Source organism: Ketogulonicigenium robustum (assembly GCF_002117445.1).
Taxonomy (GTDB): domain Bacteria; phylum Pseudomonadota; class Alphaproteobacteria; order Rhodobacterales; family Rhodobacteraceae; genus Ketogulonicigenium; species Ketogulonicigenium robustum.
The window spans coordinates 27501-40294 of the sequence record NZ_CP019937.1 but is presented as its reverse complement, the minus strand read 5'-3'; the positions used below and the strand labels follow the sequence as shown (position 1 = coordinate 40294).

Sequence of the window (12794 nt, the reverse complement as noted above, 5' to 3'; positions counted from 1 at the left end):
CCGATTGATGGCTTTGACGCGGGCGGTTGGCTCGGCACGCGCTTTCGAGTATGATCAGGCGTAAGATTATACAATTACGAAAGCGAGGCAGGAATGAGTGCGGGCCAAGTTTGGGCGCAAAACAATCTGCCCGCTGGCTCGGTGGTCGGCGCGCGAATCGCAGAAGCCTACCCCGAGTTTTCACAGGCCCTACGCAGCTTCGCCGATTTCGTTTTAGCAGAGCCGATGAAGGTCGCGCAGATGACCATCAACGAAACTGTACATGCCTCGGGTGTTTCAGTTGCGACCGCCAATCGCTTCGCCCGTAAGCTCGGCTATGATGGGTACCCGGCCTTCCGCTCGGATCTAATCGGTGGTTTCGAGGCGGTGTTGGCCCCGGCCGATAGACTACGCCGCACGATCCAGCAGAAGACTGGCGCTAGTGCAATTTACGCTTCTGTGCTGGAAGACGATATCGACAATCTGACAGAGGCCCGCCGGAACCTGAACACCACGCAGATCGAAGACGCCACGGCCATGATTTCGGATGCGGGCCGGCTGTTTGTCCTAGCCTTCGAGCAAGGACTACCGCTCGCACAAATCTTTGCTCATAATCTTACAGTGCTGGGACGACAGGCCAGCACCGCGGCGGCTGGGGGCAAATTGGCTGCATTGGCCGAGTTGGGCAGCTATGGCCCGCAAGATCTTGTCGTCACATTCGGATTTAGACGCTACATACGCGAAACGGTCGATCTCGCCCATGCGTTACATCGGCGTGGTGTGCCCTTGCTTGTCATTACGGACGCGCCCTCGTCGCCGTTGGCCGCCTTAGGGGCCCAGACGCTCTACATTCAAGCAAAGCGCGAGGTGGGGGCCACTTCAGATGCGGCAGTGCTTTCGGTTCTGGAAGCTCTGGCTGCTTGTGTGGCCGCCTGCCGAACCGATGCCGCAGATAACTCGGCTCGCTTTGCCGAGCTCGCACAACCATGGCTAATCGCGCGCTAGCCGCCCAGAGCCGCCTCGAAGCGCGCTTCGAAAGTTGGAGCATCCACCAGCATCGCCACAGAAGTATTAGGCACGACACCGGCCACCTTGCGCAAATCTGGGATGATCTGGCCGCGCGTGATTTCGCCGACGCATTCCACATCAAGCTTCATCGGCTGAAGGGTCACAAGCGAAGGGTCCTCGGCTACCGCTACCGCAAGCGGATCGTGCAGGGCACAATAGGTGATACCGGGGTATTGCCGCTGATAGGCATTCAGATAGGCGCGCGCAGCCTCCATCGTCACCCTGCCAGCAAGATCGTTTGCGGCGTCAGCCCGCTTGGCCATCCGGGCTATCATTTCCTCGGTAAGCTTTGTTGTCATGGTCACATCAAGGCCTATCATAGTGAGTAGCGCGCCCGAGGCGATCACGGTTCGAGCGGCCTCTGGGTCATTGAAGATATTCACCTCGGCCATGGGACTGGGCATGCTGGGTGTCCCTGGATGGTGAATGGTCCCCCCCATAAACACGATGCCTGCCAGCTTTTCCGCCAAGTCCGGCGCGCGCATCAGCGCCAGCGCGATATTGGTAAGCGGCCCCACAGGTACAAGCGTGATCTCGCCGGGGTGAGCCCGAACGAGATCAATGATAAAATCAGGAGCGAAGCGTGCTACCGGCTCAGCCTTCTGCTCGGGCAGCTTGATCCCACCGAAGCCGTTGGCCCCATGGATCACACTACCTTTCTTCGTGTAAGGCCGCACAAGCGCGCGCGCGGCACCCCGCGCAACAGGTATATCTGTGCGGCCTGCGGCCTCAAGTATCTGGAGTGAATTGCGCGTGGCCTGAGCTATATCGATATTGCCATATGTTGTGGTTACCGCTTCCAACGAAATCCCCGGGCGGCGTAGCGCATAAAGGATGGCGAGTGCGTCATCGATACCAGTATCTACATCAAGAATAATGCGGCGCATGGATCACTCTCTCACAATGTGCGCGCGCGGATCAGCGCTTCCAGCCAGCGGCACGCACTGAAAAGCATAACCGCCGCAAATGTGGCAACGAGGCTGGCACCGATCGCTTGCTCGGTGCGGAAACCATCTGCCGCAGACGAGAGCAGATTGCCCAGTCCCCCAGTTTTCATCAGGAACTCGCCGACCATCGCGGCGAGGATTGAGTTGGGAGCAGTAATACGCAGAGCCACGGCAAAATTCGGCAGTGCCGAAGGGATAGCAAGGCGGATCAGCCGATTCCAGCGGCTTGAACCAAAGACGGTGAACACATTGTCGGACCCTGCCGGAAGCGCCCGCAACCCACTAGATACAAAAACAAAGAAGGGGAAAAAGCTAATGATAGCCACCACTGCCAGCACTGTGCCGCCGCCATAGCCGAACATTCGGGAAAGGATAGGGATAAGCGCCACAACCGGAACAGACGAAAAGATGATCCCCACCGGCGTAAGCAGCCCGCGCAAAATGCGCGAGTACCAGCTTAGAAGCGCCACCAGCACGCCGAGGCCCATTCCAAACGCCAGTCCGCCAACCGCAAGCGAGACTGTGCTCCACAGCGCGCCGAGGTAAAGCCCTGGCGTCGCCAGCACGGCCTGCACCGTAGCGAGCGGGCTAGGCATCACGATGGCATTTACCTGTGAAAGGGTAACGCCCATCTGCCAGGCCAAAAAAAGCAGGATCACAACCCAGAAATCAAGTAGTCGTTTAAACAGCATGGAGATCATCTGAACCGCTCGAATACATGGCGCTCTAGCAGAGAAAGCAGGCAGAAAAGACCGAATGAAATCATTCCGGTAAGCAAAACTGCGCTCCACAGAAGCAGGATCTGGAAGTTCTGCATAGCAGTGACAATTAGCAGGCCTAGGCCACGGGGTGCCCCGAACCATTCGCCCAGGATCGCCCCAATCAAGCTGCCGGGGACCGCAAGTTTCATGCCTGTGGCAATTGCGGGCAGCGCTGCGGGAAAGTCGACGTGCCAAAAGCGGCGCATGGGCGAGGCGCCATATACCTTCATCACATCCCGAAAAATCGGCGCATTCCCCGAAAGCCCCGAACTAGCCGCGACATAGAACACGAAAAAGGCGTTGAACGCTGCTAGTGCTGTCGGTGCGGTTTCGCGGCCGAAGCCCAGCACGAAGATGGGCGCCAGTGCGATGGCGGGAATCGAGTGCAGCAGAGTTGCCCCCATATCAGCGCCAGCGCGCAGGCGCTGCACCGCGTAGCCGATGAACGCCAGCCCTATCCCGGCTAGCGCCCCTATCAGATAGCCGCCGGCCATCGCTTTCACCGTGGCGGGAACTGCGCGACTGAAGAGTGTAATTCGCGGGGCTTCGAGCGCATACGTGACGACCTGTGATAGGGGCGGAAGCGTCAGTCCAGCCACCCCCGAGCGTCCGATAAGCTCCCAAGCAGTTAAAAAGAGCGCCACGCCGAGCACACCCAGCGCGGCATCGCTGTTCAATAAGCCAAAGCGTTTTTCGAAACTGGCCTCAGACATGTGTTGCCTCGGCAGGATGCAGCAGGTCGGTCAGGTAATCCGAGAGTTCGTGGAAGCGCGAACTGCGCATGATCTCGGCCCCACGTGGGCGGTCAAATGGCACACGGATGTCTTCCACAACCCGCCCAGGCCGAGCAGAAAGCACGACCACGCGATCGGCGAGGAATAGCGCCTCACCAACATCGTGCGTCACGAAGATCGTTGTCACGCCGGTCTGCTGCCATATTCGTTGCAGCTCGATATTCATCTGCCGCCGGGTGACCGCATCAAGCGCCCCAAAGGGTTCATCCATCAACAACAGACTCGGCTCTAGCACCAACGAGCGTGCGATTGCGACCCGCTGCCGCATCCCGCCAGAAAGCTGTTTCGGCCTGGCCTTCTCGAAGCCCTTCAGCCCGACGAGCTGGATAAGCTCGGCGATGCGCGCCGGTTTCACCGCTAGCCCGGCAAGCTGGAAGGGGAGTGCGATATTCCGCTCGACCGTTAACCAAGGCAGCAGCGCATGTTCCTGAAACGCAACCCCCAACCGGTGCTGCCGCGCAAGAACATCGGGTGCAGCGCCATTTACGCGAACCTGACCACTCGTGGGCGTATCAAGCGAGGCGGCGAGGCGCAGCAAGGTGCTTTTGCCGCAGCCAGACGGGCCGATCAGAGCAATAAACTCGCCCGATGCGATCTCGAGACTAGTGTCGGAAAGCGCTTGCACACTTTGCCGGCCCGCGAGGCTGAAGCTCTTTGTTACAGAGGAAAAAACTACTGCAGGGGTTTTTTCGGTCCGGCTGACGGTCATTTTGTCCCTCGTTACTGAGCGCCGACGAGGCGCTCGAAGCGCTCCATCAATTGCGGCTGCCGCCGCGCAACTTTAGCCCTGATCTCGCCCATATCCATGCTGAGCAACTCGCGGTCCTTCACCACAACCCGCCCATCCACAATCACATCACGCACATCCCGCCCGACGACCGAGGACGAGGCCGTGAACATCAGGTCATAGAGCGGCTGCTGATCGATGTCGTCGCAACTCACCAGCAAAATATCGGCTTTAGATCCAACCGACAGCTGGCCAATATCGGGCGACATCCCAAGCGCCCGCGCGCCACCATTGGTGGCCACGGCCAACAACTCCTCGTAAGAGATGGCCGTGCGGATGTGCCATGGCGTACCAGCCAAAACCTGCTGCCCGATCTTGGCGGCGTGGGCCACCTGAAAGATATCGATCGTTCCCGCCGTGGCTCCGCCATCCGAACCCATTCCGATGTCGATACCACGCCGCCACATTTCCACCAGCCGAGGCGCACCTAGCGAGTAGTTGTTCAATCCGCAGTGACATGCCGAAACCCGATGCTTGGCATACAGATCGACTTCGTCGGGCGACAGGATCACTGAATGTGCAGCATGCAAATGGTGACTTAGCACACCAAGAGATTCGAGATATTCTGTGGGCCGCATCCCGAACTTTTGCAGCGCGAAATCAATTTCATAGATCCCCTCGCACAGATGGGTATGGATCTTTGCATCCAAATCGACCGCCGCTTGCCCGATCGCCGTGATAAGTTCGGGCGAGCATACGATGATCTGGCGCAGCGCCAAAGACGCATTCACGCGGGGGTGTGTCTTCCAGCGCTGAACCAGCGCGATGTTGCGCTCGATAGCCTGATCGCGCGTCATCATCATCGAATCCGGCACCACGGCGCCGGTGCTGGCATGGCTGTCAACGGTCGAGAGCGCGATCAATCCCCTGATACCGATCTCATCGGCAGCTCTGCCCATCTCGTCGGGGTGCGGCCCCCCCGCCTCGGCAAAGCAGGTCGTGCCGACCATCAGCATGTTCGCATAAGCAAAAAGCCCCGACAAATAGACATCTTCGGGGTCAAGAATACCCTCGAAGGGCACGTAATAGTTCTTCCATATCGGTATTTTCAGCGGCTGTCGCCGTGAAAGCTGGCTCAACTTGCCGCGCAAGAATTGCTGTGCGGTATGGAAATGCGCATCGATCATCCCCGGCATCGCTATTTTGCCGGCCGCATCAAGCCGCTCGCGCGGCGCGAAGCGCGCGGCGGCCTCGACGCTTGGGCCCATCCACACTATCCGCCCCGCATCGACCGCGATCGCAGCGTCAGCGATGGTACGGCGCGCCTCGTCCATCGAAACTATGTTGGCATTCGTGACCAGTAGATCGATCACTTGGGGCTGTGTGCTGGAAGCCGGATCAGCATTATAACTGCCGACCGGGCTGGGAATCAGGTTTGAAGTCAAGGGACAAGTCCGACATCTGGTAAGGGGTGTCCCACCAAAAGACTTGGGGGGACTGGGGCAGCCCAATAGTAGGTCCTCAATGACCTAGGGCAGCGAACGCAATGGAACGACCCGGAGACGTTCAGAGGCTAGCAAGCGCTTCATCGAGTATTGAGAAATCATACAATACAGTGGGGTCGTCCGGCAGAACGTCGCCTTTACCAGAACTCCGCGCCAAATCATAAAGCCCGGACGCGATATCGTCAGGGGCGAGCCCAAAGTAGCGCCCCGTCGCGTCCTGAACCAAAGCAATCTGAAGCTCGTTCTGGCGGGTCTGCTGAACCAGATCTAGGCCGAGATCAGCCCCGTAATTATTCACGACCAAACTAGCTGCAAATTCGGGGTCTTTCTCATTCTCCTGCCACCCACGCGCCAGCGCGCGCAGATAACGCACGTAGCGGTCACGATTGGCCTCGAGCTTCTCGCGCGTAGAGATGAATATAGTATTGGGCGCGCGGTAGCCGAACTCATCAAACCGATGAACCAAGAAATCAGTGCCCTGCTTCAAACCAAGGTTTTCCAGCGTGATAGGCTGATTGGTGACAAAGCATATGTAGGCATCTCCGTCCCCTGCCAGCAATGGCTCGGGCGAGAAGCCAGCCGGAACGAAATGATAGTCCAAGGGAAGACCCGCGCGGATAAGCATGGTTTCTATGATCTGCTTATCGCTCTCGGTCTGGCCAAGGATGCGCGCGCCCACCAAATCAGCAGGAGTGACGATAGGTTTACCGGGCAGCGAAATGAACCCGTTCTGACCATTGGGAAAGTTAGCACCCAACATCACCATATCGTTTCCGCGCGCCCGCGCGTCCAGAAATGGAAGCCATAGGCCCATGCCCAAGTCGGCACCATCAGCTGCAAGCGTAACCAGCGAATTCGGCGCATTCGGCCCCCCCGGGAAGTAGATCGGGTCAATACCTTCCTCGGCGAAGTAGCCGCGCTCCAGTGCAACCCAAAAACCAGCGTACTGGACATTGGGCAACCAGTTGAGCGCGGTCCGAAGCGCAGCGTTGTTGTTCTGCGCGAAAGCGGGTCGTAGACTGGCGGCGAAAGCCAAACCTGCGCACGAATTAGCGATGAAGTGACGACGTGATAGTGAGGGCGAGAGCATGATACGAATCCGTTATCTCAGTTTCACAACTATTTAAAAACTGTAACTACCATTACACCCATCTTCGTTTGGACCAAGCACTCCCGATCACAAAGACTGGACTCTAGACATCAATGCTCATTTGAATACCGAAGAACGCGGGTCTTTGCCTATTTTCTAGACAGCCTCGTGTTTCTTTGACCGCCCCCCCCCACAGCGCCCTGAGGTGCCGCTAGGTTTGCAAACGTTTTGCGCGTTACTTTTGGAAGCGGGGAAAAGCGGATATGTGATCGCAAAATCGATCTATATATGAGTTTAAGTAAAGTGCCGTGGCGCAAGTTGCCGATCGCGGTCACTCCGTCTCAGGGCTCGCTGAACGCCTCGGATCAGCACGACGTCTCTCTACACGTGGATTCTAAATCAGCGCCCCGGCGGCAGACTGACACCTACCTTGCCGCAGATCCGCGCCAAGTTAAAAAGGCGTTTGGACTTGCACCGTTTTCGTTCCGGTGTGTTGCTGATGTTATGCGGCGATCTTTTCGAAGGCCACGGGTGATTTTCCATTCAACGAAGAATGCCGCCTGCGCGGATTGTAGAATCCGTTGATGTATTCGAACACCGCGACCTCGACGTCCCGGCGTGTTTGCCACGTGTTTCGCCAGATGAGTTCGGCCTTGAGCGACTTGAAGAAACTCTCGACTGCGGAATTATCGTAACAATTTCCTTTGCCACTCATGGAAGGCAGCAACTCGTGACGGCGAAGGCGCTTCTGATACGCGTGCGCACAATATTGCGCGCCGCGATCGGTGCGGTGAATGCAGCCCGGTGGCGGTCGGCGTAACGCGATTGCCATGTCCAAAGCCCGCAAGGCCAAGTCCTGCTTCATACGGTTGCTGATTGCCCAACCGATTACGCGCCTCGAATATAGATCAATGATCACAGAGAGATAGGCCCATCCTTCGCAGGTCCAAATATAGGTGATATCTCCCGCCCATTTCTGGTTCGGGGCCCGCGCCGTGAAATCCTGGTTCAGACGGTTCGGGGCGATGTTGAAACTGTGGTCGCTGTCGGTCGTGCGCTTGAATTTGCGGCTTCGCAAGACCTGGATGCCATTGTCGCGCATGATCCGGGCAACCCTGCGTTGCCCCACCCTGATGCCCAATTCGGTCAATTCCTGCGTCATGCGCGGGCGGCCATAGCTACCCAGACTGAGCCGGTGCTGTTCGCGAATATGGGCCAGAAGGACCATGTCGCGCCGCTGACGCAGCGAGGGCGGCCTGTGACGCCACGCTCGTAAACCACGGTCCGAAACTTGCATCAGACAGCAAAGGCGGGCGCGTGAAAGATCTCCGCGATACTCCGCAATGAACTGAAATCTCACTGCTTTTGGCTCGCGAAGAGGATCGCGGCCTTTTTTAGTACTTCCCTCTCCTCCCGCAGGATACGGTTCTCTTTGCGCAAGCGCTCATTCTCGCGGCGTAGTTCCGCGTCCTCGGCCGCTGTCGGATCGGTCGAATAATCCCGCATCCACTTGCCCAAGGTCGAAAACCCGACACCAAGGTCCGACGCCACCTGTCGCCGTGTCAGGCCGCTATGCGTCGCGATCCGAACCGCATCGCGCTTGAAATCTTCACTGTGCTTGGGTGCCATATCTGGTCTCCTTTATGGCGAGCATTGCTCGTAAAAAACCGGAACGGAAGTGAGACAAGTCCAAACGGCGCAAGGCGCGACATCTGAGTATCGCTCAGCCAGTAAAGATTGATCATCGATCAGGTCTCCGCGCGGAGCCTGAATCAAGCCAAAATCCCGAAATCAATGGGGCTTGCGCCTAGGTGTTTGATCCCACGGTTTGATGGTGCGATCCTTTCTCTGGAATGGAAGGAAGCCTTGTGGGACAAGTTCGTCACGGCAGCGCCACGACCACGCACGCTGTCCGAGCAGCAATACAGCGATCGCAAGCTTTGCTCGCGCAGCTGAGCCGGGAGTTGGGCATTAATCCCAAGACGGTTGCGAAGTGGCGCAATCGCGCGACGGTCGAGGATATGAAGAACGGACCTTCCGAGCCTCGATCGACCGTTCTGACTGAGGCTGAAGAGGCGACGGTCGTCGCGTTTCGGCGCCATACGCTGCTGCCGCTGGACGACTGCCTTTATGCCCTGCAGCCCTCGATCCCACATCTGACGCGATCTGCGCTGCACCGCTGTCTGCAACGACATGGCATCTCGCGCCTGCCTGATATGGAGGGCGACAAGCCGAAGCGGTCGAAGTTCAAACGCTACCCCATAGGGTTCTTCCACATCGATATTGCCGAGGTGCAGACCGCTGAAGGCAAACTATATTTGTTCGTTGGCATCGACCGGACGAGCAAGTTCGCTGTGACCAAACTCGTCGAAAGGCCGATAGAAAGACAGCCTAGGGATTCCTCCAGCACATGCTCGAAGCCGTGCCCTACCAAGTCCATACCACTCTCACCGACAACGGTATTCAGTACGCTGAGCAGCCGCGGAACAAGAATACCATCTACTCTCGGCCGATGCGCTTCGACATGATTTGCGAGGCAAACGGGATTGAGCACAGGCTGACCAAGCCCAACCATCCATGTACTAATGGTCAGGTCGAGCGGATGAACCGCACGATCAAAGAGGCCACGATCAAGCGCTTCCATTACCAAAGCCATGACCAGCTCCGCACCCACTTGGGGGACTTCATGGCGGCCTACAACTTCGCGCGCAGGCTAAAGACTCCGGCGGACTTACGCCCTACGAATACATTTGCAAAATCTGGACATCAGAGCCAGATCGATTCATCCTCAACCCGATCCACCAAATGTCGGGACTGAACACCTAGGGACGTAGGCCTCCGGATCATCCACGATCGAGGCATCGTTGAGATATTCGCGGACAATGGTGCGGTACGCGGCGCGGCTATACTGGGATTGCACCGTACAGGATTGTCGTGGTCTCGGGCGCTGAACTTTCGTTTTCTGAGAGACGAAAGCGATGAGGTTCATGGCGTGTCATGATGGGCATATGGCGCGCATTGTCAAAAAAGTGTGCTAGCTGAGGAGCTCTGACGCAAAAGGGATGCTTTGCGCGGCGCCCGTCCGGGTAATTTGGGTGGCGGCGGCAGTTGATGCCCATGAGAGGGCGGCTTCGCCCCCTTTGCCTTCGTCGGCGATGACGGTGACCTGACCGGCTTTACCTACGACCTTGGCGTTGCACTGGCCGCGCAGATGGGCCGCCCCGGCACCGACCTGATCGACACCCCGTTTTCGTCGATCTTCACGGGCCTGCAGTCGGACCGTTACAATTCGCAGCCCAATGCGATCCGCGCAGTGCTGACGGGCCGCGCCGACGCCACCATTGCCGATATGTCGGCCAGCCGGTATTTCGCTGCCGAAAACCCGCAACTGGAAGTGTCGCTACGCATTCCGGTGGGCGTGAACGTGTCGTTTTTCTTCCGCAAGGACGACGTCGCTTTCCGCAACGAAGTCGAAGTCGCGCTGGAATGCATGAAGACCAACGACGCGTTCGCTGAAATCTACACCAAATGGTTCGGCATCGCCCCGCCGCAGCCCCCCAAGCCGAGGTTTTCCCCGGTTACGGCGCCCCCGACTACGAGGGGTATGACGCGAGCGAACACACCCTCAGCTGCGACTGATCCGCCACTTCTGTGCCGTGCCTTGCGCCCCCCCTGCCCATACGTCCGGACTGAAAGCCATGGACCATTTTCTGACCACCTTCTTCAGGTTCGACTTCATCCCGCAATACCCGCCCGAGATTCTGGCAGGCCTTTGGGTGACGTTGCGCAATGCCCTGCCCCCCGGTATAGAGGTGGTTCGGTTTATCTAAATATGTTCCGGGCGTTTTCTAAGTGGTTTTCCTCTTCGGTTAGGCGTCTGCCACTTCGGGCATTGGCTGGTTGAAGTAAGCGTGATCGGGGGTTTTCCCGTCAAGCGATGAATGCGGACGGCGGGTGTTGTAGAAGTTCAGATATCGGCCGATCCCGGCTCATCCTCGGCCAGCCGCACCCGCGACAACCGCATGACCTTGTCGGTCGGTGATATCCCTAACAAAATAACCTCGTCAGGGGTCGGGAGCCCGACATCTTGCGACAGCAGGATCGAGCGGCCATCAGCCCCGCGCCGTCGCATATCAGCCGTAAACCCGATAAGCACCGAGAGCGATTGGTCGATATCTTTCACGACATGCGCACGCGCCCCGGCGCGCCGACCGATGATGCCTTCCTCGGCCAAAGCTGTCAGCGCCTTTCGTACTGTCACCCGCGACAGCCCTGTGACTTCGGCGAGGCGTCGCTCGGAGGGCAGGTTGTCGTTGTTTTTCATCTCGCTCGCCGCGATGAGGAGGCGCATGGCCCGCGCCAAACGGCGATAAAGCGGGTCCTCGCCCGCGTCCTGCGCGAGGGCAGCAGCAATGCGATCAGCAAGAAGGCGCGGTTGGGTCGCGATCTGGTCTTCCACTATGCCCCTGCAAGATCAAAGCCAAATATAGGTCCAGTATAATACCATGATACAGCAAGAATAGTATTTTCTGGCGCTAGGGGTGCGCAGGGCTCTATACTCTTCGCGCGTCAAACCCATCCGCGCGTCGTTCGATTTCTCGACCTGCACCAATGGGTGCTCAAGCCTCAGCTCGATGATTGTTCGCTGTCTTGTCCGGCATTATTCTGGCTTTGAGCCTGAATGCGGACCTGATGTCTGTGCATCAAAAGACCTCCGTTTTAGGGGAGGTTGCGGAAAGTGTAGGATTTGTTGGTTGCGGGGGCAGGATTTGAACCTGCGGCCTTCAGGTTATGAGCCTGACGAGCTACCGGGCTGCTCCACCCCGCGTTGTTTGGATTTTTTGTATATAGAGAGAGATATGCTTCTTATCAGGTCTGGCGGTGACTTACTCTCCCACGACTTAAGTCGCAGTACCATCAGCGTTTTTGCACTTAACTTCCGAGTTCGGGAAGGGATCGGGTGTTTTGCAAGAGCTATATCCACCAGACCGGGAAAGAAGCATTTTTGTTCAAGTATACTGTTATGTATGATTTTTGATTTGGTTGAGCTATTTCTGGATCAAACCAAGCCTATCGGACGATTAGTACTAGTCAACTGAATGCATTACTGCACTTACATCTCTAGCCTATTGACGTGATGGTCTTTCACGGTCCTCAGGGATACCTTGTTTTGAGGGGGGCTTCACGCTTAGATGCCTTCAGCGTTTATCCTGTCCGAACATAGCTACCCAGCACTACCGTTGGCACGATAACTGGTCCACCAGTGGTCCGTTCACCCCGGTCCTCTCGTACTAGGGGCAACTCCTCTCAAGTATCCTACACCCACGGAAGATAGGGACCGAACTGTCTCACGACGTTCTAAACCCAGCTCACGTACCTCTTTAAATGGCGAACAGCCATACCCTTGGGACCTGCTCCAGCCCCAGGATGAGATGAGCCGACATCGAGGTGCCAAACGATGCCGTCGATATGGACTCTTGGGCATCATCAGCCTGTTATCCCCAGCGTACCTTTTATTCGTTGAGCGATGGCCCTTCCACTCGGGACCACCGGATCACTATGGCCGACTTTCGTCTCTGCTCGACTTGTCAGTCTCGCAGTCAGGCTGGCTTATGCCATTGCACTCGACGACCGATTTCCGACCGGTCTGAGCCAACCTTCGCGCGCCTCCGTTACACTTTGGGAGGCGACCGCCCCAGTCAAACTCCCCACCACACAGGGTCCCGGATCCGGATAACGGACCGCGGTTAGACATCAAGCAAAGCAAGGGTGGTATCTCAAGGATGGCTCCGCAGGGACTGGCGTCTCTGTTTCAATGCCTACCACCTATCCTGCACATGCTTGGCCTGATGCCAATGTGAAGCTGGAGTAAAGGTGCATGGGGTCTTTCCGTCTAACCGCGGGTAGCCCGCATCTTCACGGG

10 protein-coding genes, 1 tRNA gene, 2 rRNA genes and 3 pseudogenes (1 of these 16 only partly in view) are annotated in these 12794 nt (G+C 57.5%); 4 read left to right on the top strand and 12 right to left on the bottom strand.

Features of this window, described 5'->3' with window-relative positions; genetic code table 11:
• Positions 1-93 precede the first annotated feature (93 nt).
• Positions 94-984 (top strand): MurR/RpiR family transcriptional regulator, encoded by an 891-nt coding sequence (locus BVG79_RS00215; RefSeq protein WP_085785126.1) that lies wholly within the window; start codon positions 94-96, stop codon positions 982-984.
• On the opposite strand, the gene BVG79_RS00210 is transcribed toward BVG79_RS00215, so the two are convergent.
• The 7 genes from BVG79_RS00210 to BVG79_RS00180 form a co-directional block, all read right to left on the bottom strand.
• Positions 981-1934, bottom strand: coding sequence for a nucleoside hydrolase (locus BVG79_RS00210; RefSeq protein WP_085785125.1), 954 nt, complete (start codon positions 1932-1934; stop codon positions 981-983). The genes BVG79_RS00215 and BVG79_RS00210 overlap by 4 nt on opposite strands.
• Positions 1935-1945: 11 nt before the next feature.
• On the bottom strand, positions 1946-2695 hold the full coding sequence (locus BVG79_RS00205; protein ID WP_157115590.1) for an ABC transporter permease: 750 nt from the start codon (positions 2693-2695) through the stop codon (positions 1946-1948).
• Entirely contained in the window at positions 2692-3468 is a 777-nt protein-coding gene (locus BVG79_RS00200; protein ID WP_085785124.1) for an ABC transporter permease, read from the bottom strand. Before BVG79_RS00200 ends, BVG79_RS00205 begins: the two co-directional genes overlap by 4 nt.
• Entirely contained in the window at positions 3461-4258 is a 798-nt protein-coding gene (locus BVG79_RS00195; RefSeq protein WP_085785123.1) for an ABC transporter ATP-binding protein, read from the bottom strand. The genes BVG79_RS00200 and BVG79_RS00195 overlap by 8 nt, the downstream gene beginning before the upstream one ends.
• A gap of 11 nt (positions 4259-4269) precedes the next feature.
• Positions 4270-5610, bottom strand: coding sequence for an amidohydrolase family protein (locus BVG79_RS00190; protein WP_085787151.1), 1341 nt, complete (start codon positions 5608-5610; stop codon positions 4270-4272).
• 232 nt (positions 5611-5842) lie between these two features.
• Positions 5843-6871 carry an ABC transporter substrate-binding protein gene (locus tag BVG79_RS00185; RefSeq protein ID WP_085785122.1) on the bottom strand — a complete coding sequence of 343 codons (1029 nt, stop codon included), beginning with the start codon at positions 6869-6871 and terminating at the stop codon, positions 5843-5845.
• A 502-nt stretch (positions 6872-7373) separates the two neighbouring features.
• Positions 7374-8500, bottom strand: a protein-coding gene (locus tag BVG79_RS00180) for an IS3 family transposase (RefSeq protein ID WP_418268921.1) whose coding sequence is annotated in 2 segments (ribosomal slippage) — positions 7374-8239 and positions 8239-8500 — 1128 coding nt in all. Because the reading frame shifts where the segments join, the coding sequence is not laid out codon by codon here.
• Positions 8501-8739: 239 nt separating this feature from the next.
• Between BVG79_RS00180 and BVG79_RS00175 the strand changes: the two are divergent.
• From BVG79_RS00175 to BVG79_RS13795, 3 genes and pseudogenes are all read left to right on the top strand, one after another.
• Positions 8740-9697 (top strand): annotated as a pseudogene (locus BVG79_RS00175) (IS481 family transposase).
• Positions 9698-10037: 340 nt separating this feature from the next.
• A pseudogene (locus BVG79_RS13865) lies at positions 10038-10349 on the top strand (hypothetical protein); the annotation flags it as partial.
• A gap of 220 nt (positions 10350-10569) precedes the next feature.
• Positions 10570-10701 carry a hypothetical protein gene (locus BVG79_RS13795; protein ID WP_257789406.1) on the top strand — a complete coding sequence of 44 codons (132 nt, stop codon included), beginning with the start codon at positions 10570-10572 and terminating at the stop codon, positions 10699-10701.
• Positions 10702-10740: 39 nt separating this feature from the next.
• On the opposite strand, the pseudogene BVG79_RS13375 reads toward BVG79_RS13795, so the two are convergent.
• From BVG79_RS13375 to BVG79_RS00150, 5 genes and pseudogenes are all read right to left on the bottom strand, one after another.
• Positions 10741-10860, bottom strand: a pseudogene (locus tag BVG79_RS13375) (integrase core domain-containing protein); the annotation flags it as partial.
• The gene (locus BVG79_RS00165) at positions 10839-11330 is read right to left on the bottom strand and encodes a GntR family transcriptional regulator (RefSeq protein ID WP_257789405.1); all 492 of its coding nucleotides are present in this window, start codon (positions 11328-11330) and stop codon (positions 10839-10841) included. The pseudogene BVG79_RS13375 and the gene BVG79_RS00165, both read right to left, overlap by 22 nt.
• 292 nt (positions 11331-11622) lie before the next feature.
• A tRNA-Met gene (locus BVG79_RS00160) sits at positions 11623-11699 on the bottom strand.
• A gap of 45 nt (positions 11700-11744) precedes the next feature.
• Positions 11745-11859: ribosomal RNA gene (rrf, locus tag BVG79_RS00155) — 5S ribosomal RNA — on the bottom strand.
• A 72-nt stretch (positions 11860-11931) separates the two neighbouring features.
• A 23S ribosomal RNA gene (locus BVG79_RS00150) occupies positions 11932-12794 on the bottom strand; it runs 1974 nt beyond the window's last position.